Here is a 26,007-nt window from a genome sequence, read left to right as displayed (position 1 = left end):
GCATGGAGGTGACTGTAACTGTCTATTGTGTATCAATTGCGCTGGAAACAAACTCACGCCAGCGCTCCGGATTGGGTAGGCTCAGCAGACGTTCGAGATCGTCGGGCCTGTCCAGATCCCAGACGCGTGTCGGACACGCATACGACCAGCCGAGCTCATGTAGTCGCTCGAGCGTCTGGGTCAACACGCGCTCGGTCCCCCAGTCGATATCCTGAAATAGCCGCGAATCGGCCTGGTGCGCGCCGATAAGGGCGTACCCGCCGTCCTCCGCCGGCAGCAGCACGCACTCCGAGGATGCCAAGATGGCCCGGCATTGCTGCAACAAGGCCGCATCGAGCATCGGACAGTCGCAGCCGATCACCAGGCCCGGACCTGGCATGGCAACCAGTGCGGCCTGCATGCGTAGGCCAAGGCTACCGTTAGGCTGCGCACATAGACGAATACCGAAATGTTCGGCACAGGTATCGAAGAACGCATGTTCCGGGCCGCCCCGGGAAGCAAGGCTTGTCCACAGCGTGATTGATGCCGGCTCGGTGGCAGCCACGGCGGTTTCCAGGGTCTGCCAGACAAGTTGGCGATGCAGCCTGGTAGCGCCCTCCGCACCAAGGCGAGGCATCAGTCGAGTCTTGACCTGGCCTGGTACTGGTGCCTTGGCAAGAATCGCCAGCGGAAAATCCTTCAGAGTGGTCATCATTTCTCTCTTCGGCGTTTCGAGGAGAGGTCACTCTTACCCGATCAATGCCCGATCATCCAGCGCTTGTTGGATTGTTGATAGTCCGTCGAGCCGGTCAGACGTCGGGTTTCAGGAGAGATCGGTGCGCCGTGATCGTGTTTGCAGCCATGCCGGTGCGCGCTATCGGGGTGCTGCTGAGTGGCGACACGCTTCAGATCCAGTTCGGCGCGGGACATCACCTTCGGGCAGTCGGCACTGAGTTCGTTGCGTTGATACGCCTTGCGGCTATTGCCGTTCATGGTATTGAGAAACGGAGCGCTGATGACGCGAACTGCGCTGAGGGTACACCGGGGGCAGTCTGCAGGATCCGTCGCCCGGGTCATCGCTCTTCTGATGCTGAAAGGTCCGCACTGGTGACATATATAATCGTAGTTTGGCATGATCAGAGCTCCTTTCTTGATAGTGGAGGCAGTACAAAGATTGTTCCTGGATGTTTCTGGCGCTATCCCAGCACCCCATTGAGCAACAAGAATCCCGGCAACCACCCTGTCAGCACACCCTGCAACGAGGTCATGTAGCCGGTCGCCTTGGCAATGGGCTTACGCACTGCCAGCAGCAGAAAGAACATGAACCACAGCACCGACCAGGCGGCCCAGCACAGGCCGAACCAGACATCCCACACCGACTGCGCTCCCATGAGGGTCTGCAAAGCGATGGGCAAAACAGTGATCGAGACGAAGAGGCTGAACCAGCCCAGACCTCGGCCATCGGCGCCGTTGTAGCGATTGAGCGCTACCCATAGGTAGGTGAAGCTGAACAGCAGGGTCAGGGCAGCTGCCTTGATGGTGGCGGCATCTGCATCGGGACCAAAGGCGGAGTAGCACGCGACCAGAAAGGTGAGGACGCCGACAAAGATATTGATGACGCCGATTTCCTGATCGCCGATTTTTTCCAATAACCAGAGGCCGTTGAGGAACAGCACGGCACCGACATAAAGCAAGGCGAGTCCAAGTAGCATGGTGACACCTGTTGCAATGGCCTGGGCCAAATGCCCCGGCGGGCAGCGATTATTGTCTGTTATAAGGTTCGCTCGCCAGGCATCAACTCGCGAAGCTGACGTTTGCCTCCGAAACCTGCTTTTCCGGGCCCTTGGCATTCGGACGAATATCGAAGTCGAAGATCCCCGTGGGGATGGCCAAGGTACAGCAGGCATTGGGGATATCGACGATCCCGGCGATGTGCCCCTCTACCGGCGCGGTGCTGAGCAGCGTGTAAACCTGCTCCCCCGTATAGCCAAACTTTTTCAGATACTCGATTGCATTAAGGCAGGCACGGCGATACGCGACATGGGCATCGAGATAGTACTGCTCACCACTATGCTCATCGACGGAGATGCCCTCGAAGACGATGTAATCCGAGAAGTGCGGATCGATTCGGCTTGGCATAAAAATAGGATTGGTCACCCCGTATTTGTTGACGCCATCCTTGATTATATCGACTCCGATATCGAGGAATCCGGCCATTTCGATACCGCCGCAGAAGGTGATCTCGCCGTCGCCCTGAGACCAGTGGATATCACCCATGGAGAGTCCACCGCCTTTGACATAGACCGGAAAATAGATCTTTGAGCCCCGCGAGAGATTCTTGATGTCGCAGTTACCGCCATGCTCGCGTGGAGGAACGGTACGCCATGCTTCCGCTGCTGCCTTGCCGGCGGCGCCGGGCTCCATCTGCCCCATTAAGGCGGTGTCCGCATAGGGAGGCGCAGCCAGGGGTGGGACCCGGTCAGGATTGGTCGCAATCAATGCCGCTTCGCGTTTATTAGCCGCTTCGAGCAGTTTGCGATCGGGCAGGCAGCCGATCAGCCCAGGGTGGATGATACCTGGCCAGCGTACCCCGGGGACATGTCGTGAACTGGTGAAAATACCGTGAAAATCCCAGCAGGACTTGAAAGCATTCGGGTAATGCTCAACCAGGAAGCTTCCGCCATTTTCTTTGGCAAAGACGCCGTTGAAGCCCCAGGGTGAATCCGGCAAAGCGCCGACATCGAGTATGTCGACGACCAGTAGATCGCCGGGTTCGGCACCCTCCACGCCAAAAGGACCACTGAGGTAATGCACCTTGGTCAGGTCGACATCGCGAATATCGTTGGCCGAGTCGTTGTTGTCTATCTGGCCGCCTGTCCAGTCATAGGTTTCCACGCGAAAAACATCGCCGGGCTTGAACTGCTCGACCATAGGGATGTCCGGGTGCCATCGATTATGGGTCTTTGTGTCTTGTTCTTCAGGGCTTTTGTTTAGCTCCACTTTGAAGGCTGTATGAGTCATGGCGTGCCTCATCATTTGAGTTCTAGCATGGTCCGAGCCGCTGCGATGACGTAGAACGAACCTTTAATTCCAGGTCGTTGCGATCATCTTCGTAACATGGCGCAAACAACAACCGCGTTTTTCAGGTATAGCCGTGAATCTTTGTGACAGTGGGGTTAATTATTTAGTGAAAAAGTATTGAGCTGCTGGGTTTTGATTGAATGTATGCCATTTTTGTAAAGGACAGGCCGTTCTTCATATCCCAGGGAGGGTTCGATGGTTTCGATACATCAAAAGGCATCGCGTCGTGGCCAGTCATCGGTCAAGCGCTGGTGGCTCATTCCATTGATTTTGATCGTGGTGGTGGGGCTGCTGCTGATCGCCTGGCTCTGGGCGCTGCCGTATTACATCGAGCAACGCCTGGAGTCGACGTTCTCTTCCATCACCGGGCGCGAGACCACCATCGAGAACGTTGCGATCGATAATCCGTTTACCCTGGAGTTGACGTTCGAGAATGTGCAGGTTGCCGGTCAGGCGCAAACGCCGGTGCTCTCTGGCGAGCGTATTGAGGCGAACGTGGCGTGGCGCTCGCTGTGGTCGCCGGGCTGGCGTCTTGAACGCTTGGGCATTCAGGCACCTCGCCTGCAGCTCATCTGGCAGGAAGATGGAAACTGGAACCTCGTCGAGATGTTCGCTGGCAGCGACAAAAACAACAATCAACAGCCCACCCCGATTCTGATCGAACGGATTACCGCCAGCGACGGTCGGTTCGACTGGATCAATCGACGTACCGATGAACCGGTCACGCTCTCTTTCGAGCAAGTGAGTCTGGATGCCGAGGGGTACGACAATACCTCCGATGCGCCGTTTTCATTGCAGAGCCAGTCCCGACTCCAGGGTGCGGACTTGAGCGCCCAAGGCAGGATGAAGTTCTCGCCTTGGCAGATGGACGTGGACATGACCGCTGAAAAACTGCCATTGACTGCGCTTTCCGGCTATCTGGACAACGTGGTAAGCGCCCGGACGAAAGAAGGAATGCTGGGCACCCAGGCAAGAATGCAAACAGGAGAGGCAACGGATGCGGGGATGCGCATCAGTGGTGATGCGGACCTGCATGATGTGGTAATGCTAGAACCCGACGGTGAGCAGCAGATCGCCCGGGCAACCCATGTCGATATCGATAGCTTCTTGTTCGAGCTCGACCAGCCCCGACTGGAGGCTGAGCGCATCACCCTTCAGGAACCCTGGTCCAAAGTGGTCATCAACGAGCAGATGGGAACCAACCTCTCTGCCTGGACGCCTCCCGATGAGCGGAATCAGGAAAAGTCAGGGCAGGGCAAGGCGGAGCAAAAATCTTCTTCGTCGATGCGCTACGCCCTAAACGAACTCGTTATCGAAAAGGGAGCAATGGTCTTTGCCGATCGGCATTTGGCCGAGCCCTTCGAGATCGATTTTTCAGCGCTACAAGGTGAGTGGAATGAGCTTTCCTCCTCGCAGCAGGGCGGGGGTAAACTTTCGTTGAAGGGCCAGGTATCGGATGGTTCTCCACTGAATATCCAAGGCACCTACGATCCATTGAGCGACCCTTGGCAGGGCAATTTCGAGATGCATTTCGAGCGAATGCGTCTGGCTACCTTCGCACCTTATCTGCGTCGGTTTGCAGGGTATGAAATCGAGCAGGGCGAGGTGAGCCTCGATCTCGATTACCGGCTGGAGGATGGCCAACTCAAAACCGACAACCAGCTCGTGCTACGTCGGATCAGGCTAGGCGAGCAGGTCGACGCCTCCGCCACGGATTTACCGGTGAAGACCTTGATCGGCGTATTGCGCAACGATGATGGCACTATCGAACTCGAGATTCCCTTTACCATACCGCTGGATAAATCCGGCTCCATCGAATTTGGGGATATCGCCGGTCAGGCCATTCGCAAGGCGTTGCAGAACCTGGTTTCCTCCCCCATCGAGACCCTGGGCGAGGTGATCGATGGCGGAGATGACGATGGTGGTGGCGGCAATGAAGCTAGTGAAAGTAATGGAAAAGAGAGCGCACGCGACGAGTCTCAAGAACGCGAAAACAGCGACGACACGGGGAATCCCGGCGCCAATCATGAAACCCAACAGGATTCCCAGGGTCTGTATAAGAAGCTTCAAACGCCAAATTAATTGCGCTACAGCGACACTGACTGTTTAAAAACAGCCAGTAGATATCAAGCGGGGACGCCATGCCAGGCACTCGTCATATCCTGTCCAATCGCTACCGTGCCTTATGGCTGCTGTGTTTACTCAGCGGCCTGGTGCTGGCTTTCCTGGCGGCTGCCCAGGAAGAGCAGGCGGGGCAGCAAAGTGCTCTGGTGATGACCATCGACGGCAGCATCAACCCTGCAACCAGCGACTATTTTCAGCGCGGTCTGGAAAGGGCGGAAGAGCAGAATGCCGCCCTGGCGATCCTGAGACTCGATACGCCGGGAGGCTTGGCCTCCTCAATGCGGAGCATGATCAGCGCCATGCTCGCATCAGAAGTGCCGGTAGCGGTATATGTCGCGCCCTCCGGGGCACGGGCCGCCAGTGCGGGCACCTATTTATTATTAGCCAGCCACGTTGCCGCCATGGCGCCTTCCACTCATTTAGGATCAGCCACGCCGGTGCAGCTCGGCGGCGGAGGAATGCCCGGTTCGGAAGAGGATGAGCCCGACCAGTCAGAGCCTTCCAATAAGTCTGATCAGGACGAGCAGGCCGAAGAGTCGTCTTCCGGCGATGGGCAGCAGGATGAAAAACAGGCCCAGAATCAGAGCCAGGAAGCCGGCGACGGGAAACGTCGCGGCGAGACCGCCATGGAACGCAAGGTGCTCGAAGACGCGGTCGCCTATATTCGCACTTTGGCGGAGCGTCACGGGCGTAACGCGGACTGGGCCGAGCTGGCGGTGCGAGAGGCGGTGAATCTCACCGCGCGAGAGGCGCTGGAGCAGAACGTCGCTGACGTCGTGGCGACTGACGTAGAGGACCTGCTGACCCAGATCGATGGCCGCGAGGTGGTCATGAGCGGCGGCAGAGAGACGCTAGAAACCGTGGATCTCGCCATCGAGCGTTTCGATCCGGATTGGCGCACCGAGCTTCTGTCGATCATCGCCGATCCCAACATCGCCTATTTCCTGATGATCATCGGCATCTACGGCCTGATCTTCGAATTGATCAATCCCGGTGCCCTGGTGCCGGGCACCATCGGCGCCATTTGTCTGCTGCTGGCGCTGTTCGCTTTTCAGGTGCTGCCGATCAACTATGCTGGGCTAGCATTGATACTGTTGGGACTGGGACTGATCGTCGGCGAGGCGCTGATGCCGAGTTTCGGTATTCTCGGTATCGGCGGCATCATCGCTTTCGTAGTGGGCTCGATAATCTTGATGGATGACGAAAACATGGCGGTATCGATTCCTTTGATAGCGGGTGTGGCCTTTGTGGCCGCCGGATTGTTGCTGTGGGTAGCGATACGCTTCGTCGGGCTGCGCAAGCGACCCCCGCTTAGCGGCGAGGAGGAGATGATCGGCATGACCGCGATCGCGTTGGAAGATTTTGATCATCGAGGACATGTCCGCTTGCGCGGCGAACGCTGGAACGCCCGTAGTGGTGAGGCAGTACGCAAGGATCAGCGTGTTCAGGTCATGTCCATCGATGGCCTGACCGTTGAGGTAGCGCCTTACCGTGTAGAGCCCGATTCCGATGCATCGTCAACATGAATGAATTCATTCAGCCTCTGCTCGAGGCAATCCGAGGAGATGTTTCCATGTGGGTATCCTATCTCGTTCCCGTGGTGTTGGTGTTGCTGCTGTTGGCAGCGTCGATTCGTATTCTGCCGGAGTACAAGCGCGGCGTGGTGTTCTTCCTGGGTCGCTATCAGGCGGTCAAGGGGCCGGGCCTGTTCATCATCATTCCCATCATTCAGAAGATGGAGGTGGTGGATTTGCGGGTGGTCACCATGGACGTACCGGAGCAGGATGTGATCTCCCGGGACAACGTCACCGTGCGGGTCAATGCGGTACTCTATTTTCGCGTCGTGGACCCGGAAAAGGCGATCATTCAGGTAGAGAACTTCACCGTTGCCACCAGCCAGCTGGCCCAGACCACTCTGCGCTCGGTGCTGGGCAAGCACGATCTGGATGAAATGCTCTCGGAGCGGGACAAGCTCAACGACGACATTCAGGAGATCATCGACACCCAGACCGAGGAGTGGGGTATCAAAGTGGCCAACGTGGAGATCAAGCATGTGGATCTTGATGAAAGCATGATTCGCGCCATTGCCCGGCAGGCGGAAGCGGAGCGGGAACGTCGCGCCAAGGTCATTCATGCGGAAGGGGAGCTGCAGGCCTCAAAAAAACTGGTCGAGGCGGCCAATGTCATGTCCGGCAATACCGCATCCCTGCAGCTGCGTTATCTGCAGACCATGAGTGACATGAGCAACAAGAACGCCTCCACCATCGTGTTCCCCCTGCCCCTGGATATCATGGACGTTTTCAAGACGATGGTTAAAGGCGGCGCTGGCCCGCAGCCAACGCCTGGATCGGCACCTGCTAGTCCCGGGCATGGCACGGGAGGCGACGCGGATTCTAAAGATATCTGATCCGCTCACTTGTTTTCGACGTCTGATTTGAGCAGGCTTGAACGCTGCCTGAATTGCCGTCGAGGACGCCTTGTTTTCCAATCTCTCCTTTCGACAAAAGGGCCTGCTGCTGACGGCGGCAGGCCCGCTGATCATTTCCCCGGATGCCTTGCTGATCAAGCTGATCGACCTGCCGGATAGCCAGATGCTGTTTTGGCGAGGCCTGCTGACGGCGCTGGGTTTCCTGATCATCGTGATGCTGCGTAACAGGCGTTATACCGTTACCTCATTCTTGCACTGCGGCTGGGTTGGACTCGGTGTTGCCGTACTTTTCACTCTATCGAATTATGGCTTCGTGCTGGGCAATCAATACACCAAGGGCGGCAATGTATTGATGATCCTGGCCGGCGCCCCCTTGATTGCAGCGCTACTGTCACGTTTTTTCCTGCAGGAGCATCTCCCCCTTCGAACCTGGATTGCCATTGCCCTGTGCCTGCTGGGCACCTCCTTGATCGTGTTCGACGATGCCGGCACCGGTTCCTGGGTCGGCAACGGCTTCGCCTTGTTGGCGGCGTTTACCCTGGCGGCCAATTTTACCCTGTGTCGTACTCGTCCGGGCATCGACATGAGTCCGATGCTGACCCTGGCGGGGTTGATGGTGGCGGCAACGGCGCCTTTGCTTGCCAGCGGAGGCGTGGCGTTGCCCAGTGCGGATCAAGCCAGCTTGCTGGTGCTGCTGTGTCTGATCTTGATTCCCATGGGCTTTACGCTGGTTCAGCGTGGGCCGCTGTATTTGCCTTCCGCGGAGGTCAGCCTGCTATTTTTGCTGGAAACCGTCGCCGGCACTCTATGGGTGTGGTGGATACTTCACGAGCAGCCGTCGAACTTGGCGTTTATCGGCGGCGCCCTGATCATTGGCACCCTGCTGGTCAAGAACCTCATTGATCGCCGTATTCAAAAGCGTCGGCTCGAGGCGGCCGGCATAAAGCCGGCAGGGTGAAGTGACATCGGCTAGCTGATAGAATGCGCGGCTGCCATTTCCCGATGTGTATTCACCGCCTTGTTCGTTGCGGCGCGGCGCTTCTTGCGTTTGCTGCAGGCTGCGTTCGATGCTGGCTGCGCGCTAGAACAACCCAACGGAACCGAGAATGATTCGATCCATCCACCACGCCTGGTTTTCCAATATCAAGAACGATCTGCTGGCCGGCATCGTTGTCGCCCTGGCATTGATTCCCGAGGCAATCGCCTTCTCGATCATCGCCGGCGTCGATCCCAAGGTCGGCCTGTATGCGTCGTTTTGTATCGCCGTGATCATCGCTTTCGTCGGCGGCCGGCCCGGTATGATCTCTGCTGCTACCGGCGCCATGGCGCTATTGATGGTGACCCTGGTCAGAGAGCACGGGCTCGAGTATCTGCTGGCGGCCACGCTGCTCACCGGCGTGCTGCAGATCGTCGCGGGCTATCTGCGCCTGGCGGATCTGATGCGATTCGTTTCCCGCTCCGTAGTCACTGGCTTCGTCAACGCGCTGGCGATCCTGATTTTCATGGCACAGCTGCCGGAGCTGACCGGGGTCACCTGGCATGTCTATGTCATGACCGCCGCAGGCCTCGGCATCATCTATCTATTCCCGCTGCTGCCGAAGATCGGTCGCGCGGTGCCATCGCCGCTGGTATGCATCCTGGTGCTTACTGCTGTTTACATGATCAGTGGCATGGATATTCGTACCGTGGGTGACATGGGCGAGCTGCCGGATACCCTGCCGGTATTCCTGTGGCCGGACGTGCCGCTGACCCTCGAGACGCTGAAGATCATCTTTCCCTACTCGGTGATGCTGACTGTGGTCGGTCTGCTGGAATCCATGATGACCGCCACCATCGTCGATGAACTGACGGATACCCCGAGCGACAAGAACCGGGAGTGCAAGGGCCAGGGGATCGCCAACATCGGCTCCGGCCTGCTTGGCGGTATGGCGGGTTGCGCCATGATCGGCCAGTCGGTGATCAACGTGAAGTCCGGTGGCCGTACTCGGCTGTCTACCCTGGTGGCCGGCGTCGTGCTGCTGCTGATGGTGGTGTTCCTGAGCGACTGGGTGTCCCAGATTCCCATGGCTGCCCTGGTGGCGGTGATGATCATGGTGTCCATCGGTACCTTCAGCTGGGAGTCGTTGCGAGATCTCAAGAAGCATCCAATGAGCACCAATATCGTCATGGTGGCCACCGTCATCGTGGTGGTCGCCACCCACAACCTGGCCATTGGCGTATTTGTCGGGGTGCTTCTGGCGTCGCTGTTCTTTGCCAATAAGGTAGGGCAGGTGCTTTATATCGGGAGTGAAATGAGCGTGGATGGACGTACCCGGGAATACACCGTGGTCGGTCAAGTCTTCTTCACCTCATCGGTTCGCTTCATCGATGCCTTCGATTTCAAGGAGAGCGTTGAGCGAGTGAAGATCGATCTCTCTCGGGCCCACTTCTGGGATATTACCGCGGTGGGCTCCCTGGACAAGGTGGTGCTCAAGTTTCGCCGGGAAGGGACCGAGGTCGAGGTAGTGGGCCTCAATGAGGCGAGCGCGACCATCGTCGACCGTTTCGCGGTTCACGACAAGCCGGATTCCGTCGAGCAGCTGATGGGCGGGCATTAGGCCTGTTCAACGGATTCAGGATAGGTTAGAAACGGGGCAAGAGATCAACGAAAAACGTCAAGGGAGCCCAGTATGAGCGAACACGTAATGGCCTGTATCGATGGCTCCGGTTACTCCACGGCAGTGTGTGACTATGGCGTCTGGGCCAGTCAACGTCTTGCAGCGCCGCTGACGTTCCTGCATGTGCTGGATAACCACCTGCCGCCGGAGGAGGGCAATTTCTCCGGCAACATTGGCCTGGGTAGCCGGGAACATCTTCTCGAAGAACTTGCCTCCCTGGATGAACGCCGCGCACGCATTGCCCAGGAGCAGGGCCGCTCGATGCTGGATGCCGCGCAGGAGCGGGCCAGTAAGCAAGGCGTGGAGGAGCCATTGGCACGCCAGCGCAACGGTGAGCTGGTCGAGACCTTGAGCGAGCTGGAAAGCGAGACGCGCCTGCTGGTACTGGGCAAGCGGGGCGAATCGGCCCATCTGGCCAGCGAGCATGTGGGCTCGAATCTGGAGCGGGTGGTGCGGGCATTGCATCGGCCGATTCTGATGGTGCCGGAAGAGTACCGTGATCCGCAGCGCATCATGATTGCCTTCGACGGTGGAAAAAGCACCCGCAAGGGCATCGAGATGATCGCCGCCAGCCCGCTGTTCAAGGGGCTCAGTTTCCATATTGTGATGGTCGGGGCTGGGGTGGCGGATTACCGGGCTCAGCTAGATTGGGCGCTGGATACGCTGAGACGCGCCGGCCTTGGGGTGCAGGGCGCTATCCTGGCGGGGGAAGTCGAGGCAACTCTGCGGGCCTATAAACAGGAAAACGATATCGACATGCTGGTAATGGGCGCCTACGGGCATTCACGCATTCGCCACCTGCTGGTGGGTAGCACCACTACTGCCATGTTGCGCAAGGCGAGTATTCCTTTGTTACTGTTACGCTAATTCTGTTTTCAACCGTCCGCTGACAACGGACATACACGTCAAGAAAAGGAACCTGCATGACACTTCAGCGTCACGATACCCAGACTCGCATGAGTCGCGCCGTCATTCACAATGGTGTTGCCTATCTGTGCGGCCAGGTAGCCGGCCCCGATGTGCGCCAGGGCAGTATCAATGAGCAGACCAACAGCATGTTGTCGCGTCTGGATGCATTGCTCGGGGAGATCGGCTCCGACCGTGAGCATCTGCTCTCCGCCACGATCTATCTGAAAGATGGCAGCGATATTGCCGCCATGAACGAGATCTGGGATGCCTGGGTACCGGAAGGCCATGCGCCGGCGCGTACCTGCGTGGTAGCACAGATGCCGGCGGAAGAGTTGAAGGTAGAGATTACCGTGACCGCCGCGATCAAGAACTCCTAAACTGTCTCTTCGCCACTCTGCTTGACTTGCGGCTGGTAGCGTAAAAACGCTTCCAGCCGTTTTTCGTCGGTCTCGTTGATACGGCAAAGCTGATCGGCGATTTCCGCATAGTGGCGCAGCAGCGGTTCGAACAGGCGCTTACTGGAGGCATCATCTTGAGCAGCCTCTTCTTCCGCCAGCCATTCGAACAGCCTGCCTAGGCGCTGATAATTGGGGTCGCTGCGGCCACTGTTGCCGCGTAGCGCATCGACCGCCAGGCAGCGCTGCACACTGCGCTTGTTGGGGTCGAGACTCTCCTTTTCGAGCAGGGCCTCTGCGTGATGCACAAAACGCTCCGTCAGCTGAACGAGGACCAGACCCCGTTGCTGATCCATTTGCGCGTCAAGACTCTGCTGCAGTGCGCGCTGTTGCGAGCTCAGAGTAAGCACGAGCACCGTCACCAGTGTCAGCAACCCCATGCCAGCGACCAAAACCAGTCCATAGAGGCTGACCGTGATCAAGGCCCCCTGAGTCAATGGCCAGTGCAGACCACTGACCGTGATGCCCGCCGCACCCAGTGCCAGGGTGGTCAGGAGGATGAGGATGATCGCTATACGCACGCAGTTCCCCTGATTCATGCGCCTGGTTCAAGAAGACCCACCATCGATATCAGGCGATATCAGATAAGGGGCCGCTTGTTGTTCTATCGGCCCCGCGGGTTACAACTTAATCCTTATTTTCATTCCCGGTGCCATGCTCGCTATCTTGTTGCGCTAACGCCTCTTCCTGCAGGGCTTGAAAGAGGTATCGTGGCCCTTCGGCATTCACCAGGCGGTGATGATCAGAGAGTTCCAGCGTCAGCTTGTTATCTTCCGAGGAAATGGCGGTAAGCTCGTTGATGAAGCGCCCCCCCTTGAGGGTAAGCTTCTTGGGAGCGGTCTCGCTTCTATCCTGCGGTAATAGAATGATTTCCCAAGCATCGCGATCGCCTTCCAACAACAAGTGATAGCTCTTCTTCAAAGCGGCAAGATCGCCACTCAAGGCATGCATCAAAAGTGTAGCGATCTGCTGTTCGCCGGGCAGATTGTCGTCGCTCTTTTCTAAAGGAGGAGTAGCCGTAGCCTCGTCGTCCTGTGGGCTTAGATCAAGCAGTTGTCCGGCTTTTTCGAGTACTAGTAGGCGTGGCACCGGGGAAACCCAACGCCATGCCATTGTCTCGTAGGGCGTGAACAACATCTGTCCGCTGGCGTGGACCCGAATTTGTGCCTCCTCGAGCCAGCGACTTTGCTCGATCTGACTTTGAAAGGCGGGAGTGGCGGCCTGCCATTCCCCCCACTCATCCAGTTCAAAGGCCTGGGCGTGAAGCGAACACAATAACAATAGTCCCGAGGCGAGATATTTCATGAACGAATTCCTGCACGGATATGTATGAAGGGCGATAGGGTAACCGGCGCGATAAGAATCGATACTGCGAAAAGCCCTTATATTAACGTGGATCAAGATCGCTTAGGTGCCAAATTGCTCAGACTTTGCCTATGGCTTAGCACATCCCGCCATTGACTGCGATCACCTGGCGCGTGATATAGGAGGCGTCGGTTGAGCAGAGAAAGCTCACCGCAGCAGCCACTTCGGCTGCCGTTCCAACGCGCTGCATGGGAATGATCTTGAGGGCTTCTTCACCCACATCATCGCGGATCATGTCGGTATCGATCAGCCCTGGCGCGACACAGTTGACGGTGATGCGACGCTTGGCAAGCTCGGTGGCGAGGGCCTTGACCGCACCGATCAATCCCGCTTTGGCGGCGCTGTAGTTGACCTGGCCCCGATTGCCCATGATTCCGGATACCGAGGACATCACCACGATGCGCCCTGGCGCTCGACGCCTGATCATCGGCATGATCAGCGGTTTCACCACGTTATAGAAGCCGTCCAGGTTGGTGTGAATGACACTGTCCCAGGCCTCGTCGGTCAGGGCGGGAAAGGCGCCGTCCGCGGTGATGCCCGCGTTGCAGATCACGCCATGATAGGCGCCATGGGCATCGATATCCGCTTCGAGTGCCTGACGTACCGCCTCCCGTTGCGTGACGTCGAAACACAGTATGCGCGCTTTGCGACCCAAGGCATGAATCTCTGCGACCACCGACTCGGCGGCTTCGCGCTCACGACGACAATGCACCACGATATCGAAGCCGTCCTGGGCCAGGCGCAGGGCGGTGGCGCGGCCGATACCGCGACTCGAGCCGGTGACGAGTATCGTATCGGTCATGAAGGCGTCTCCTGGTTGATGGCTTGTTCGGGCAGTTCTCCCGCGGTTGGCTGGAAGACGGTAAGCGTGCCGTGAGCAAGCCGAGTGCCGTCATCATCCATGATTTCGCCCTGGAAGTGACTAAGGCCATTATCCGCTTGAAAATCGAGACGAACGCTTACCTGATAGGTGCGATCGACTGCAAGATAGTCGCGCAATGACTCGAAACGCTTGCTGCCGATCAGAAAGCCGATCTTCGGAGACTCGCTGCGTGCCTGTTCATGGTTGGCTTGGGCATGCCAACCGGCCCAGGCGGCAACGGCCTGGGCCAGCCACTCAAGGCCTGTCCAGCCCGGAATGCCCGCATCGGTGGCGAATACGTTGTCGGCGCTTGGGGTCACGTCGGCTACCAAACTGTAATCATCCACCGCAAGAATATGATCCAGCTGGCACATGCCCTGACTCTGAGGCACGAACGCTGCGATGGGACAGGGCAGTCCAGGACGAGTCGTCGAATGCATTTCAATTCCTCTCACTCAGCCGCATTTAGTCTCACTCAGCCTTACTTAAAAGCAGCGAAGCATTGTTTCCGCCAAAGGCGAAGGAGTTGCTCATCACATGTCGCGGCGCTCTGGCGCTGACGTCCTCGACCAGGGGCAAGTAGGGGAGTGCCGGATCGTAATGCCCGTCGTAGACGTGCAGCGGCAGTTTGCCGTGCTGCAAGACAAGCCAGCAAAAGGCCGCTTCCAGGGCCCCGGCAGCCCCCAGCGTGTGGCCGGTAAGCGCCTTGGTGGAGCTACAGGGCGGCGGCGTGGCAAACAGATCGGCTACCGCCCGGGACTCCATGAGGTCATTCTGAGGGGTGCCAGTGCCATGCAGGTTGAGATAGTCAATTTCACCAATATCACGACCGGCCTGGGTCAGCGCGGCGCCCATGGCTGCCAGTGCACCACTGCCATTCGGGCGCGGCGCCGAGATGTGATAGGCATCGGCGCTTTCCCCGGCACCTTCGAGCTGGACGCCGCCGGGTTCACGAGTGACAACGAACAGCGCTGCGGCTTCGCCAAGATTGATGCCGCTGCGATTGACGGAGAAGGGCAGGCAAGGGTCGTCGCTGACCGCTTCCAGACTGGCAAAGCCGTTGACCGTCAAGCGGCACAGGGTGTCGGCACCGCCGGCGATCACCGCATCGCATTCACCGGCGCGCAGAAGGCGCCGCGCGCTGGCCAAGGCTCGGGCGCTGGAGCTGCAGGCGGTAGAGAGTACGTGGGCCGGGCCTTCGAGCCCGAGTCGTCGTGCCACGAACTGCGCCGGCGCGCCGAGTTCCTGCTGCGCATAGCGAAAATTGTCGGGAAGCGGCCCTTCCCGGCCCGAAATTTCCAGGGCCTGTTCGGTTTCACCGATGCCGGAGGTGCTGGTGCCGATGACGACACCGATGCGGGAAGGCGAATAGTTGGCAAGCAGCGACGATGTATCTAGGCGCTGCAGGGCCGTGGCCAGCAGCCGGTTGTTGTAGCTGCGATGCTCCGTGGGCCAGTCGGTGTCATCAACGAGCGCACTGGTCACCTTTCCCAGGGGCAATGGGCGCCCGGGAGTATAGGCATCGCTTGGCACGAGGCCGCGTTGACCGGTGAACAGGGCGGCTGCAATGGCGTCCAGGCTGTCTCCCAGGCTGCACACCACGCCTGGGGCCGAGAGCCGACAAGGCATGGCGGTGTGTTTTTCCTGTCGACTCATGAAGTGGGCTCCTCAAGCGGCTCAATTCGCAGACGATAGCGCCCCTGACGGTCGTCGAGTATTACCGTCTCTTCCCGAGAGGCATCCGTCATCGCCGGTGTGATGCGAGCAATGAGGGTGCCATGGCGTCGAATCTCCCTGACACCCCCCGTAATGCTCACCGTCCAGGGGCTATCGATGAAGACCTCTTCAAGCGCATTCACCGGCCAAAGGCTCCATTCGAGCCGCGATGCCAGCCACGCCGGGGAGGCGGGGAATGCGTCCTTCACCATTTTCTCGGGCACGTCGCCTTCCTCGAAACGACTGTCTTCCGCGTCGTGGACCAGGGTGGTCAGACGCTGACCGTAGGGCGTCAGAAACACCACTCGCAGCTCTCTTTCCTCAAGGCGAATCAATCCAATCAGGGTGCGCGCCTTGTCGGGCTCTTCTTCCGGCGTAAAGGTCAGGCGGCGCTTGAGCGTATCGGTCAGAGGTAGGCTCGCGAAGCGCGGCGAGGGGGCCGTCGAAGGCAGCAGCGAGCAGCCGTTCAGCAGCGCCAGAAGTGCTGCCAACAGCATTACTGGACGCAATAGAGTAAACAGGTGATTCGTCATGCACGTCTCTTTACGCAGGGCTGGATTGGGCTTGGCGCGGGCTGTAGCCACAAAGCTGGGCCAGGGTCGTCAGGCGTTTGTCCGCGGCGGTAACGAAAGGGTTGTCCTGTTCCCAGGCATAGCCTGCCAGAACCGCGCTGATCATGCGCTTGAGACTATCGGGCTGCGTCTCGTTGAAGACGATGCTCTGCAGCCGCCCGTCGTACCAGGCATCGACGAAAGCACGAAAGGTGGCAATTCCCTGGCGCAGCGGTGTCTCGAACTGGGTTTGCCAGTCCACGCTCTCGCCGCGTAAAAGTTGGTCGACCAGCGGGGCAGCCATCGTGGAGGAGCGTAGCGCGATGGTCACCCCGGAGGAAAAGACCGGATCGAGAAACTCGCCTGCATTACCAAGCAGGGCATAGCCGGGCCCGTGCAGACTGGTGACGTCCGCGGAATAGCCCTTGAGTTCGCTAAAAGCACGCACCGGTCGGGCGTTGCGCAATAGCTGGCGGTAGCGGGGTTCCGCGTCGATCAAGGCGTGCCAGCGCGCTTCGGGGCTATCGCCATACTGTGCTAAGGTCTCGATGGCACCGACGACGCCTACTGATGCGTGGCCGTTGGCAAAGGGAATCAGCCAGTACCAGATGGTGGCATCCTCGGGGTGTACGCCGATCAGGATTTTCTCGCGATCGTAGTCCGGATCGTCAATATAATCCTCTACATGGGTAAACACCGCCATGCGCGGCTCCAGGCGAGGGTCCCGCTCGAGTCCCAGCTTGCGCGCCAACACTCGGCCGTAGCCGCTGGCATCCAACAGAAAGCGGGCGGTGAGGGTCGTCGTCTTGCCGTTCTCATCGACGTAGCTCACTTGGGGGCGCTGGTCGTCGGGCCGAACATCCGTCACGGTAACGCCGAAGTCCACCTTTGCGCCGCGCTCGGCGGCGGCCCCGATCAGGCGTTGATCGAAGTCTGCTCGCTCGATCTGGTAAGTGGTGCCCCAGCCCGAGGTAAACTTTTCGCGGAAGTCAATGGCGGTCGTCTTGGCGCCGCGAGTAAAGGCGGCGCCATTCTTGAGCTGGTAGTCGCCGGCCTGCACGGTCTCGAGCAGGCCGGCGGTCTCGAGATAGCTCATGCACTGGGGCAGCAGGCTTTCACCGATCGAGAAGCGCGGAAATTGACTGCGTTCCAATACCCGCACCTCATGGCCCAGGCCTACCAGTTGGGAGGCGGCGGCTGCGCCGGCAGGGCCAGCGCCAATGACGATGACATCAGTATCGAAGCCAGGAGCGTGTTCAGGTGTCATGGGTTTTCTCCACCGAATTTTGTCAGGAGTGCTCGCGGCTGGGCCGCACCCAGGGTACCAGGCACCATACCATCGCCAGCCCAATCAGACAGGATAGCCCCAGATAGTGCAACGCCGGGGTCGCGCTGAAGGCCAGCAAACCGAAAGCCAGCAGGCTGGTCAAGGTCGATAGGCTGATCGCCAGCCAGGTCGAGGCGCGGCGGCTGTGTTCGACGCTGAAAATGCCTGCATCCAGACCGATGCCCAACACCAGCAGCAGCCCCAGCTGGCTAAAGACGTTCAACGGAATGCCGGCTAGGGCAAACAGCGACAAGGTGCCCAACAGGGCGCCCAGGGGCGGCGTCAATACCCGCCAGGTATCGCGCCCATAGCGCCAGGTCAGCAATAGGCTCAGTGCCGCCACCGCGGCGGCCACCCACCAGACGATATTCTTTCGCAGCTGACCGAGCAGCTCGCCAATACGCGCCACGCGATTGACATAGATGACGTCGTCATCGTCAGCGGCCAGCGTCTGCAATCGTTGTTCCAGCGCGGGTGCCTGATCATCTTCTCCAGTGAACTGCAGCAACAGCGCGGCGGCGACAAGAGTGCTGTCCTGGGTTTCGGGCTGGCTCAGCCACAGTCGCTGTTGGGAGGTCCCCAAAGGCGAAGCTAGCCAGGTAGCGACATCGAGAACCGGCACGTCGTCGAGGCGCGTTCGGGCACGCTCAATGACCCGGGCATCGAGGCCCGCTTGCCGCACCAATGCGTCCAGGGGTTGTTCGTACAAGCGCTTCACGCGAGATAGGTTCTCTTGCTGCACCCGGGGCGGCGGTACGCTGTCGGCAAGATTTGTAATTCTCAACGGGACGCCTTCGTCGATCCAGTCATCGAGCGTGCCCCCCAGGGCCGCAAGGCGATTTAGCAGGGCGCCCTCGTCGGTGGCGGTGACCAGCAGATAGCGATTGCCGGTATCGCTGCCAAGGGCTTGCTGCACCTGGCGCTCCTGGTCGAGCAGCGCTTTTGGAGACGGATTGAGTAGGCGCAGGCTGTCGTCGCTGGTCAATTGCCAGCCGATCAGGGCGCCGCAAATCAGCAGCCCGAGCAGTGCAATTTTGGGGGTGAGTCCGCGACGAGGGGTCGTTCGGCGCCACAGCATGTCCGCGAGGCGTCGGGTGGCCGCCGGACTGGGCAGGCGCATGCACGGTAGCCATAGCACCACGCTCAGCCAGGCGCCGAGCAGCCCGAGGGCGGCAAAGGTAGCCATCTGGCGCAGTCCCGGCATGGGAGTGAGGGTCTGGGCAAGATAGGCCAGCAGGCTCGAGGCCAGTCCCAGGGTCAAGCCCGGCAACAGCCGGCCGAGCCGAAAGTTGCGCCCGTGCACGGCGCGATCGCACTGTAGATGCAGGGCGTAGTCGATGGCGATGCCAATCAGGCTGGCGCCGAAGGCCAGGGTCATCAGGTGCAAACGGCCAAACAGCATTATCGTCACCGGTAGGGCAAGCAGCAGGCCACAGGCCAGGGGCAGCATCATCTGGGCCAACACCCGGGGCGAGCGAAACACCAGCAGCAAAATCGTGACCAGGCCGATAAAAGCGCCGAGCCCGATGGTGGTGATTTCCCGCTTGGCCTGGCGGGCGCCGGCGGCGGCGTGAAAGATCAACCCGGAGCGCAGTAGAGTGGCCTGGGGATGTTCCCTCTCGAACTCCTCGAGGATTCGAGTCATGGCCTGCTGTGCGCCAATGTCGTAGGGGCTGCCGGCCAGATCGCCGATCAGCAAGGCATGGGTACTGCCCTGAAGGGTGACGGTGAGCAGGCCGTCTCGGGCCTGAACCGGGCTCCCATCCCGGGCCTCGAGCCAGCGCTCCAGAAGGCCGAAAGGATCGGCAACCGGGTCGGGCTGTCCTGTGGGTGAGAACAGGTTGCGCAAAGCCGGCTCGATCAGTGATTCACTGCCACCCTGATCGATGATTTGCTGTAGTTCCGGCGTCAGAAGACGATAACGGTAGCGATCCAACGCTTGGCGCGGATCGCTGTCGATCAGATCGGTATCCCGCCAGTCGATCTCGGCAAGCAGCGGTGTACCGTGGTTCTCGGCTTTGTCGGCATCGCTCAACGTGCTGGCGAGCGTTCGGGTATCGGCCTTCAAATTCGAGGAGGAGAGCAGCAATACGAAGCGATCCTCGAAGCCGCGCCCGAGCTGGCCGTTGGCCTGCTCGATCAGAGGGGATTGGTGATCCTCCGGCAGCATGGCGGTCAGCCGCGTATCTACCGGCAGGCCATCCCGCACAAGCCAGCCCAGGCCGAGAATGCAGACAAGCAACACCAGCGCCCACAGCCAGGCGAACAAGCGCAAAAGCGACGCCATCTTTTTCGGCTGCGGTTCAGCGGTTGGGGCCATCGCCTGCCTCGGCGGCCGCTGGATCGAAAGGCTGCTGATCGAAGAAGCGCACCTTGAGTACATCCTCGTTGGCGGCGTAAAGCGCGACGTTGTCGAGATAATCGGCGCCCTTGAGCTCGATGCGAGTGAAGCGCTGGCGCAGGGCCCTGGCCTTTGGAGTGAGCGTGACCTGCCAAGCTTCGTTTGTGCCGGCCACATCGAGGGTGAAGCGCTCCTGCAGGGCTTGCCAATCCCCTTGTAGCAGCTGTAGCAGTAGCGTACCGACCTGCTGGCGCTGGCGGTCGTTGCCGGCGCTTGCGGCAGAATTCTCATCCGTGCCGTTCACCGCGTTTTCGGCGGTAAATACCAGGCGATCCTCGACCGGGGTTTCCAGCACCCAGACCATTCGAGTGTCCCGCTCATAGAGAAAATGACCGGTGCTTTTCAGCCGGGTATCGAGATCCGCGAGATAGCGCTGCTGTTCGAAGCGGCCCTTGAGCGCCTCGGTCTGATTCAACCGACCCTGCAGATCGGTCAGTTCGAAGGCCAGCGCCGGGCCGGGCAAGAGCAGCAGCAATACGAGTGCTCGACGCAACGGCTTCCAACTAGTCCACATACATTCCCTCCGCCAGGTCGGCCAGGTGGGCGCATAGATAGCGCAGATCGCTTTCCAGGGCCCGATCCTCTTCAATGAAGGCAATGCGTTCCCGGCACAGACGCTGAAAGTCCGCCAGGGCCGGCGGCAGACGAGAATTCTGAGCACAAGGGCCAAGCGCACAGCGCAGATCCAGCGCTTGGCAGGCGCCGTGCAACAGGGCAGCGACCACCTGCTCGCTCAGGGAGAGCACTCGCAGCGCATCCCGGGCGGCGATGGTGCCCATGCTCACCTTGTCCTGATTGTGACACTCCGTTGAGCGGGAAAAGACACTCGCCGGCATGGTCAGCTTGAGCGCCTCGGCGGTCCAGGCGGAGACACCGATCTGCACGGCTTTATATCCATGATTGAGCGGTGCTCGCTCCATGCTGGCGCCGCTCAGATTGGCGGGCAGGCCGTGGTTGTAGCGGGTGTCGACCAACAGCGCGAGCTGCCGATCGAGCAGATCGGCGATGTTCGCCACCAGGGTCTTGAGAGAGTCCATGGCGAAGGCGATATGGCCGCCATAGAAATGCCCGCCGTGCATGACCTTGCCGGCGACCGGATCGATCAACGGGTTGTCGTTGGCGCTATTGAGTTCGTTTTCGATGAAGCTGCGCAGCCAGGGCAGGCTGTCTTCCAGCACGCCGATGACATGAGGCGCGCAGCGAATCGAGTAGCGATCCTGCAGCCGCGAGGAGTTGCGCGGTGTTTCGGCGTCGCCGCCCTGTCCAGCGTCCTGAGCGAGGTCTTGATGCAGACGTGCGGCGACGCGCTGCTGCCCGGTATGGGGCTTGGCGGCAAACAGATCCGCGTCGAAATGGTAGGGGTTGCCTTCCAGCGCCCAGCTGTTCATGGCGGTAATGCGGGTGGCCAGGCGCGACAGCCGTTCGGCGCGACCCAGTGCCAGGCAGGCCAGGGCCGTCATCACGGCGGTACCGTTCATCAGCGCCAGGCCCTCCTTGGGGCGCAAGCGATAGGGCGTCAGGCCACGCTCGGCGAATACCTCGGCGGTGGCGCGCCGCCGACCGCCATCGAACACCTCGCGCTCGCCGCACAGCACCGCCGCCAGATAGGAAAGCGGGGTCAGGTCGCCGCTGGCGCCTACGGAGCCCTCGCTGGGAATCACCGGGATCACATCTTCCTCGAGCAGCCATACCAGCCGCTCCAGAAGCTTAAGGCTGACCCCTGAAACACCGCGGCAAAGCGATATCAGACGCACTAGCACCACCGCCCGGGCGGCCTCGATGTCGAGAATCTCCCCCAGGCCGCAGCCGTGAAAGGTATACAGATGGCGGGGCAATTCCGCGTGCTGTTCCATGGGTACTGCCCGGGTACAGGCGTCGCCGTAGCCGGTGGTGACCCCATATACCACGCCATCCTCTTCAAGCAGGCGATCGAGAAAGGCCGGCCCGGCGGCGATACGTTCGCGAAATTCCGTTGAATCCGAAAGCTGAACGCGAGTGTGACCTGTAGCGACGGTCAGTACGGACTCGAGTTCAACGGCGCTGCCATCGAGTGTCAGCATAGTCGGGTGGCGATCAGCCAGCATGTCGGTCATCCACCTGCCAGTAGGGAAAGAAGTTGAACCACTGCAACGGGTAGCGGCGGCATTGATCCGTAAGCCAGGCAACGTAACGCTGCATGGCATCCTCGCGCCAGGCTTCGCGATCGGCCCGTCGTAGATGAGTGGTGTCGTCGAAGGGCTGGAACTCGATCCGATGCGCCTGGTTTTCCCGTAGGCAACTCATGGTATAGATCGGGCAGCGTAGCAACGCCGCCAGCCAGAAGGGGCCTTCGGGAAACGGCGCCGATGCACCAAGAAAATCGATATGGCGTACCCGGCCGCCTTCGTTGATCGGCACACGATCCGCGGCGATTACCACGAATCCGCCGGCGTTGATGCGCTCCGCCAGGGCCATGGCCGTCGCCGGGGTGATCTCGGTCACCTCGATGATCTCCGGGCCGCGTCTCAGGATAGAACGATCGAGCAGCTGGTTGAACTTTTGCGAATTGCGGGTGTGCATGAGCTGGGTGACATGAAAATCCTCCCGGTTATCGCTCATGGCGCTGCAGATTTCCAGATTGCCGATATGGGATACCAGCATCAGGCCACCCCGGCCACTGCGAATGGCCTGATCCAGGCATGCGCGATCCTCCTGGGGCACGTACACTTCAACAGGTATGCCACTCCAGGCATCCACCTTGTCCATCAGGGACTGGCCGAAGGCCATGAAATGCTTGAGACCGAGCCACCGTTTCCAGCGCGGTGGCGACCCGGCATACAATGGCCAGATACGCTCGAGATATCGGCGCGACGCGCGTCGAGGCAGTGCTCGACCAAGATAGTAATAGAGGATGACCGGACCGAGCATTGCCCGAAAGGGCAGGCGCCCGAGATGACGGCGAATCCACACCATGAGGCGCATGCCGGCCACGGAGCCGGATTCCTGAATGCGTGCCCAGTGGTGGGAGGCGTCGGAAGAGTGGCTCATGAGACGTGGTTCAGTGTTCTCTGTCGTTTGAGAAGCAGTCGTGGCAGGCGTCGCAGCATGCCACAGAATAGTCTCCCATGCATGACGGCCAGTAGCGCATTGTCCCGCCACATATTGAAATGCGACACGCCATCCAGTGGATAGCGGACTCGCACCGGTAGATTCGCCACCGGGAGCCCGGCCCATAGCCAGCGCACCGGGAGTTCTGTGTCGAACTGCATGCGCTCGCCACAGCCGTGGCGCGCCACCAGACGATTGACCGCGGCAACCGGGTACAGCTTGACCCCGCACATGGTGTCACGCAGGGTGAAGGAAAGCGTATTGAGCCATACCAGGGCATGGGTGGCGTAGCGGGCGTAGAAGCGATGCCGGGGCACACTTCGATCGAAGCGTGGATAGGCGATCCGTAGCTCCTGCAGATCGCCGGTCAATCCCTCCAGGAATACCGGGAAATCTCTGGCATCGTGCTGACTGTCCGCATCGATCTGAAGGGCATGGGTGAAGCCCTGGCGTTCCGCCTCGCGAAGCCCGGCTTTGATTGCCGCGCCCTTGCCGCGGTTTTTCGGCAGGCGCACAAGGTGAACGTCTTGTGCCTGGGCGAGGGTGTCGAGTACGTCGGCGCAGATCATGTCACTGCCATCATCCACCAGCAACAATGGAACTCCCAAATGGCGTGCCCCGTCGCAGGTTGCGGTAATCGCTGCGGCGTGATTGTAAACGGGAATTAGCACGCAGGGGCGAGCCGGCGGGACGCTCGACATCATCTATCTCCAATGCTTGAAAAGAGGGCCTTGCCGCTGGCATGGGTGGCTTGCCGACCCTTCAAGGTGAATACCAGCTTGACGTTCCGTTCGCCCCCGGGCGGAACCGGGGATAAAAAAAGAAGAAGTTCGACGCGGTCGCCAGGGCACAGCAATCGAGGAAACTTTATCCGCTCGAGACGGTGAAATTCGCCTTGCAAGCCCAGATGCTCCCGGGCAAGTTCGATGGCCCACTGCACAATGACGATGCCTGGCACCACCGGCTTTGCATCGAAGTGCCCCTGCACATAGATCAGCCGTTCGGGAACTTCCAGAGTCACACGGCAGCGCTCATCGCCTTCGAACTCCACCCCGAGCCAGCGCGGCAAGCGGCGACTCTGCAGGTCGCGGAAAAGATGCGCTACAACGGTGCCGGAGAGCTTGCCCTGGGAGTTGGAGGGCCAGGCCTCGACGAAGCGCCAGTAGCGCGGTATTACCGTCGACTCGAACGTTTCGAGCAGATGGTGACGCAGAGCTTCTGTCAGCGCGCGCCGGGCGGTGTGATCCTGGGGTATCGACTGCGGCTCCAGTTGGACGATGGCGCCCAGGCGGGTGTCACGCTCTGGCAGGGCGATCGTGCGTGCTTGAAGTACATCGGGGTAAGTACCAAGGGTGCGATCCATGCTCGTCAAGGACAGGCGCTTGCCCCCCACCTTGAGAATACGATCGACGCGGCCCAGCAGGCGAAAACCCGACGTCTCGAGAGAAATACGATCAGCCTGACGCTGCCAGTCCGCAGTATCCAGAAAAGGTGAGCGCAGCCATAGCGTGCCCTGGTCATCGTCACGAATCTCGATGCCGGAAAAAGGCGTCCAGCATGCATTGTGCTGTTGAATACGCCAGGCGATGCCGCCGGTCTCGGAGCTGCCATAGATCTCGCTGACCGGTACTCCCAGGATCCTCAAGGCGTGTTCACTGGCGGCTTGGGACAGCGGCGCGCCGGAGGAGTGTATGCGCGACAGCATCTGGGGCGCGGCTCGCCAGTCCAGCTCTTCGGGTAAACGTTCGAGCGGGGGCGGCGCGGTGATGAGTACCACGCCGGAAGGCACGTTCGGTGTATCAGACGATAAGCCTGTAGAGGTTGAATGACGCAGCTTGCTTAGACGCGCCAACCAGTCGCTCAGGGTTTCCGGGTAGCGGCACAGGCTCATGGCCATGAGAGCCCGTTCGCAAAGCGGCCGCAAGATGGCAAACAGCAGGCCGTAGATATGCTGATGACTCACCTGGCTGATCACCAGTCGTCCTTTCAAGGGCCAGAGGCGTGCCTGCACGGAAAGTTCCGCGTCCAGCTGGGCAAAGCATTTATCGAGACGCTGAGGGTCACCGCTGGAGCCGGAGGTGTATAAAGAGAGCGCGAGCGCATCCGTGTCGAGTGTTCCCCAACGCGGCGTTCCGGCATCAGGGCCGGCACGGTGCCCCCTCGGCGCATCCCCAAGGCGCCCCTCAGTCACACGATCCACGCCGGCCAGGGTTTCCGGCCGGTCATCCGCGGGCAGCATGACGCTATCGCCGCGCTCCCAGCAGGCGATCAGGGCAGCGGCAAATTCCAGGGGCGCGCGCAAGTGCAGGAGCCAACGCTGACCTGGCGGCGCTAGAGAATCCAGCAGTGCCTGCCAGGCACCAATACGGCCATGCAGAATCGACCAGGGCACCGCGGCCTGGGATGGCGGCGCTGCACAGTACCAGCCAATCGGTCGATCCGATGGTGCATTGCGCCAGGGGGCGCTGAGAAGAGAGACGTCAGTCATGGGCTACCTTGCTGCGCACACGCTGGCGAATGCACCACTCACCGGCAAACAGGGCGCCGCTCAACCCATAAGCAATGCCGCCGTTGTACAGGGTCCAAAGCCCTATATCCGCATCGAGCGCGGTCCATAGAGCAATGCTGCCGTTGACCAGGAAGAAGCCGCACCACAGCACGGTCACGTTACGAGTATAGCGCACGCCGCTGGGTGGAAGGTCGGGTTCCTGCCGCCGGGCCAGCTGCTCGATCAGACTCGGTGGATGGCGCAGGCTCCAGGCGAATAGAATGAAGAGCGAAGCATTGATCAGCACTGGCCAGGCGCGTACTCCGATATCCACGTGGCCCGCCAGCGCCAGGGCTACTACGACGAACGCCAACAAAAGGCCCCAGCGTTTGTATCCTTGAGGGAGTCGCCAGCTGATCAGGGCCACTGCCAATGCCAGCAGCAGCAAACCGCCATTTCTTGGCAGCAGGAAGAACACCAGCAGCGGCCAGGCCAGCAGCATCAGCCCGAGCAACAACGAGGCAGGGACAGGGCGGTGGGCACGATGTGGGGCGTTCATCGGAGTGGTCATGCGCTA

At 60.1% G+C, this 26,007-nt stretch carries 25 protein-coding genes; 7 read left to right on the top strand and 18 right to left on the bottom strand.

Annotated features, from left to right (window positions below; translation table 11 throughout):
* Positions 1-22: 22 nt before the first annotated feature.
* From H7850_RS13010 to fmdA, 4 genes are all read right to left on the bottom strand, one after another.
* Positions 23-691: a TIGR04282 family arsenosugar biosynthesis glycosyltransferase gene (locus tag H7850_RS13010; RefSeq protein WP_227369972.1), complete on the bottom strand. Its 669-nt coding sequence runs from the start codon at positions 689-691 to the stop codon at positions 23-25.
* Between the two features lie 44 nt (positions 692-735).
* The gene (locus tag H7850_RS13005) at positions 736-1,113 is read right to left on the bottom strand and encodes an FmdB family zinc ribbon protein (RefSeq protein ID WP_227369971.1); all 378 of its coding nucleotides are present in this window, start codon (positions 1,111-1,113) and stop codon (positions 736-738) included.
* A 62-nt stretch (positions 1,114-1,175) separates the two neighbouring features.
* The gene (locus H7850_RS13000; RefSeq protein ID WP_227369970.1) at positions 1,176-1,691 is read right to left on the bottom strand and encodes an AmiS/UreI family transporter; all 516 of its coding nucleotides are present in this window, start codon (positions 1,689-1,691) and stop codon (positions 1,176-1,178) included.
* An 82-nt stretch (positions 1,692-1,773) separates the two neighbouring features.
* Positions 1,774-3,000 carry a formamidase gene (gene fmdA, locus H7850_RS12995; RefSeq protein WP_227369968.1) on the bottom strand — a complete coding sequence of 409 codons (1,227 nt, stop codon included), beginning with the start codon at positions 2,998-3,000 and terminating at the stop codon, positions 1,774-1,776.
* Between the two features lie 255 nt (positions 3,001-3,255).
* On the opposite strand from fmdA, the gene H7850_RS12990 reads away from it, so the two are divergent.
* The 7 genes from H7850_RS12990 (at position 3,256) to H7850_RS12960 (ending at position 11,555) form a co-directional block, all read left to right on the top strand.
* Complete coding sequence (locus tag H7850_RS12990; RefSeq protein WP_227369967.1) at positions 3,256-5,142, top strand: DUF748 domain-containing protein; 1,887 nt, start codon at positions 3,256-3,258, stop codon at positions 5,140-5,142.
* 59 nt (positions 5,143-5,201) lie between these two features.
* The gene (locus H7850_RS12985; RefSeq protein WP_227369964.1) at positions 5,202-6,710 is read left to right on the top strand and encodes an NfeD family protein; all 1,509 of its coding nucleotides are present in this window, start codon (positions 5,202-5,204) and stop codon (positions 6,708-6,710) included.
* Between the two features lie 47 nt (positions 6,711-6,757).
* On the top strand, positions 6,758-7,591 hold the full coding sequence (locus tag H7850_RS12980; protein WP_227369962.1) for a slipin family protein: 834 nt from the start codon (positions 6,758-6,760) through the stop codon (positions 7,589-7,591).
* A 70-nt stretch (positions 7,592-7,661) separates the two neighbouring features.
* On the top strand, positions 7,662-8,570 hold the full coding sequence (locus H7850_RS12975) for a DMT family transporter (RefSeq protein WP_227369961.1): 909 nt from the start codon (positions 7,662-7,664) through the stop codon (positions 8,568-8,570).
* Positions 8,571-8,718: 148 nt separating this feature from the next.
* Complete coding sequence (locus H7850_RS12970) at positions 8,719-10,209, top strand: SulP family inorganic anion transporter (protein ID WP_227369960.1); 1,491 nt, start codon at positions 8,719-8,721, stop codon at positions 10,207-10,209.
* A gap of 72 nt (positions 10,210-10,281) precedes the next feature.
* Positions 10,282-11,136 carry a universal stress protein gene (locus H7850_RS12965; RefSeq protein ID WP_227369959.1) on the top strand — a complete coding sequence of 285 codons (855 nt, stop codon included), beginning with the start codon at positions 10,282-10,284 and terminating at the stop codon, positions 11,134-11,136.
* A gap of 56 nt (positions 11,137-11,192) precedes the next feature.
* Positions 11,193-11,555, top strand: a complete 363-nt coding sequence (locus H7850_RS12960) for a RidA family protein (protein WP_227369958.1) — start codon at positions 11,193-11,195, stop codon at positions 11,553-11,555.
* Here H7850_RS12960 and H7850_RS12955 read toward each other — a convergent pair.
* From H7850_RS12955 to H7850_RS12890, 14 genes are all read right to left on the bottom strand, one after another.
* Positions 11,552-12,154, bottom strand: coding sequence for a hypothetical protein (locus tag H7850_RS12955; RefSeq protein ID WP_227369957.1), 603 nt, complete (start codon positions 12,152-12,154; stop codon positions 11,552-11,554). The genes H7850_RS12960 and H7850_RS12955 overlap by 4 nt on opposite strands.
* 106 nt (positions 12,155-12,260) lie before the next feature.
* Positions 12,261-12,938, bottom strand: coding sequence for a LolA family protein (locus H7850_RS12950; RefSeq protein WP_227369956.1), 678 nt, complete (start codon positions 12,936-12,938; stop codon positions 12,261-12,263).
* Positions 12,939-13,074: 136 nt separating this feature from the next.
* Positions 13,075-13,800 carry a 3-oxoacyl-ACP reductase FabG gene (fabG, locus tag H7850_RS12945; RefSeq protein WP_227369954.1) on the bottom strand — a complete coding sequence of 242 codons (726 nt, stop codon included), beginning with the start codon at positions 13,798-13,800 and terminating at the stop codon, positions 13,075-13,077.
* Complete coding sequence (locus tag H7850_RS12940) at positions 13,797-14,300, bottom strand: hypothetical protein (protein ID WP_227369953.1); 504 nt, start codon at positions 14,298-14,300, stop codon at positions 13,797-13,799. Before H7850_RS12940 ends, fabG begins: the two co-directional genes overlap by 4 nt.
* Before the next feature lie 31 nt (positions 14,301-14,331).
* Entirely contained in the window at positions 14,332-15,516 is a 1,185-nt protein-coding gene (locus tag H7850_RS12935; protein ID WP_227369952.1) for a beta-ketoacyl-ACP synthase, read from the bottom strand.
* A complete protein-coding gene (locus tag H7850_RS12930) occupies positions 15,513-16,109 on the bottom strand; it encodes a DUF3261 domain-containing protein (protein WP_227369951.1) in 597 nt (198 codons plus the stop codon). Before H7850_RS12930 ends, H7850_RS12935 begins: the two co-directional genes overlap by 4 nt.
* 10 nt (positions 16,110-16,119) lie before the next feature.
* Positions 16,120-17,394: an NAD(P)/FAD-dependent oxidoreductase gene (locus H7850_RS12925; protein WP_227369949.1), complete on the bottom strand. Its 1,275-nt coding sequence runs from the start codon at positions 17,392-17,394 to the stop codon at positions 16,120-16,122.
* 22 nt (positions 17,395-17,416) lie between these two features.
* Positions 17,417-19,774 (bottom strand): MMPL family transporter, encoded by a 2,358-nt coding sequence (locus tag H7850_RS12920; protein WP_227369944.1) that lies wholly within the window; start codon positions 19,772-19,774, stop codon positions 17,417-17,419.
* Positions 19,758-20,369, bottom strand: a complete 612-nt coding sequence (locus H7850_RS12915; RefSeq protein WP_227369943.1) for a LolA family protein — start codon at positions 20,367-20,369, stop codon at positions 19,758-19,760. Before H7850_RS12915 ends, H7850_RS12920 begins: the two co-directional genes overlap by 17 nt.
* On the bottom strand, positions 20,359-21,939 hold the full coding sequence (locus tag H7850_RS12910; RefSeq protein WP_227369942.1) for an HAL/PAL/TAL family ammonia-lyase: 1,581 nt from the start codon (positions 21,937-21,939) through the stop codon (positions 20,359-20,361). The genes H7850_RS12915 and H7850_RS12910 overlap by 11 nt, the downstream gene beginning before the upstream one ends.
* Complete coding sequence (locus H7850_RS12905) at positions 21,929-22,882, bottom strand: glycosyl transferase (protein ID WP_227369941.1); 954 nt, start codon at positions 22,880-22,882, stop codon at positions 21,929-21,931. Before H7850_RS12905 ends, H7850_RS12910 begins: the two co-directional genes overlap by 11 nt.
* Positions 22,879-23,643, bottom strand: a complete 765-nt coding sequence (locus tag H7850_RS12900) for a glycosyltransferase family 2 protein (protein ID WP_227369940.1) — start codon at positions 23,641-23,643, stop codon at positions 22,879-22,881. The genes H7850_RS12905 and H7850_RS12900 overlap by 4 nt, the downstream gene beginning before the upstream one ends.
* The gene (locus H7850_RS12895) at positions 23,643-25,430 is read right to left on the bottom strand and encodes an AMP-binding protein (RefSeq protein ID WP_227369939.1); all 1,788 of its coding nucleotides are present in this window, start codon (positions 25,428-25,430) and stop codon (positions 23,643-23,645) included. The genes H7850_RS12900 and H7850_RS12895 overlap by 1 nt, the downstream gene beginning before the upstream one ends.
* Entirely contained in the window at positions 25,423-26,001 is a 579-nt protein-coding gene (locus H7850_RS12890; RefSeq protein WP_227369938.1) for a hypothetical protein, read from the bottom strand. The genes H7850_RS12895 and H7850_RS12890 overlap by 8 nt, the downstream gene beginning before the upstream one ends.
* Positions 26,002-26,007: the final 6 nt, after the last annotated feature.

The sequence above is a fragment of the Halomonas sp. M20 genome, from assembly GCF_020622265.1.
In the GTDB taxonomy this organism is placed as follows: domain Bacteria; phylum Pseudomonadota; class Gammaproteobacteria; order Pseudomonadales; family Halomonadaceae; genus Modicisalibacter.
The sequence above is the reverse complement of the archived record's forward strand: the minus strand, read 5'-3'. Positions and strand labels throughout refer to the sequence as shown.

Excerpts from the sequence above, each read along its gene's own strand:
- H7850_RS13010 (WP_227369972.1), bottom strand. The coding sequence starts at position 691 with ATGACCACTCTGAAGGATTTTCCGCTGGCGATTCTTGCCAAGGCACCA.
- H7850_RS13005 (WP_227369971.1), bottom strand. The coding sequence starts at position 1,113 with ATGCCAAACTACGATTATATATGTCACCAGTGCGGACCTTTCAGCATC.
- H7850_RS13000 (WP_227369970.1), bottom strand. The coding sequence starts at position 1,691 with ATGCTACTTGGACTCGCCTTGCTTTATGTCGGTGCCGTGCTGTTCCTC.
- fmdA (WP_227369968.1), bottom strand. The coding sequence starts at position 3,000 with ATGACTCATACAGCCTTCAAAGTGGAGCTAAACAAAAGCCCTGAAGAA.
- H7850_RS12990 (WP_227369967.1), top strand. The coding sequence starts at position 3,256 with ATGGTTTCGATACATCAAAAGGCATCGCGTCGTGGCCAGTCATCGGTC.
- H7850_RS12985 (WP_227369964.1), top strand. The coding sequence starts at position 5,202 with ATGCCAGGCACTCGTCATATCCTGTCCAATCGCTACCGTGCCTTATGG.
- H7850_RS12980 (WP_227369962.1), top strand. The coding sequence starts at position 6,758 with ATGTGGGTATCCTATCTCGTTCCCGTGGTGTTGGTGTTGCTGCTGTTG.
- H7850_RS12970 (WP_227369960.1), top strand. The coding sequence starts at position 8,719 with ATGATTCGATCCATCCACCACGCCTGGTTTTCCAATATCAAGAACGAT.
- H7850_RS12965 (WP_227369959.1), top strand. The coding sequence starts at position 10,282 with ATGAGCGAACACGTAATGGCCTGTATCGATGGCTCCGGTTACTCCACG.
- H7850_RS12960 (WP_227369958.1), top strand. The coding sequence starts at position 11,193 with ATGACACTTCAGCGTCACGATACCCAGACTCGCATGAGTCGCGCCGTC.
- H7850_RS12950 (WP_227369956.1), bottom strand. The coding sequence starts at position 12,938 with ATGAAATATCTCGCCTCGGGACTATTGTTATTGTGTTCGCTTCACGCC.
- fabG (WP_227369954.1), bottom strand. The coding sequence starts at position 13,800 with ATGACCGATACGATACTCGTCACCGGCTCGAGTCGCGGTATCGGCCGC.
- H7850_RS12940 (WP_227369953.1), bottom strand. The coding sequence starts at position 14,300 with ATGCATTCGACGACTCGTCCTGGACTGCCCTGTCCCATCGCAGCGTTC.
- H7850_RS12935 (WP_227369952.1), bottom strand. The coding sequence starts at position 15,516 with ATGAGTCGACAGGAAAAACACACCGCCATGCCTTGTCGGCTCTCGGCC.
- H7850_RS12930 (WP_227369951.1), bottom strand. The coding sequence starts at position 16,109 with ATGACGAATCACCTGTTTACTCTATTGCGTCCAGTAATGCTGTTGGCA.
- H7850_RS12925 (WP_227369949.1), bottom strand. The coding sequence starts at position 17,394 with ATGACACCTGAACACGCTCCTGGCTTCGATACTGATGTCATCGTCATT.
- H7850_RS12920 (WP_227369944.1), bottom strand. The coding sequence starts at position 19,774 with ATGGCCCCAACCGCTGAACCGCAGCCGAAAAAGATGGCGTCGCTTTTG.
- H7850_RS12915 (WP_227369943.1), bottom strand. The coding sequence starts at position 20,369 with ATGTGGACTAGTTGGAAGCCGTTGCGTCGAGCACTCGTATTGCTGCTG.
- H7850_RS12910 (WP_227369942.1), bottom strand. The coding sequence starts at position 21,939 with ATGCTGGCTGATCGCCACCCGACTATGCTGACACTCGATGGCAGCGCC.
- H7850_RS12905 (WP_227369941.1), bottom strand. The coding sequence starts at position 22,882 with ATGAGCCACTCTTCCGACGCCTCCCACCACTGGGCACGCATTCAGGAA.
- H7850_RS12900 (WP_227369940.1), bottom strand. The coding sequence starts at position 23,643 with ATGTCGAGCGTCCCGCCGGCTCGCCCCTGCGTGCTAATTCCCGTTTAC.
- H7850_RS12895 (WP_227369939.1), bottom strand. The coding sequence starts at position 25,430 with ATGACTGACGTCTCTCTTCTCAGCGCCCCCTGGCGCAATGCACCATCG.
- H7850_RS12890 (WP_227369938.1), bottom strand. The coding sequence starts at position 26,001 with ATGACCACTCCGATGAACGCCCCACATCGTGCCCACCGCCCTGTCCCT.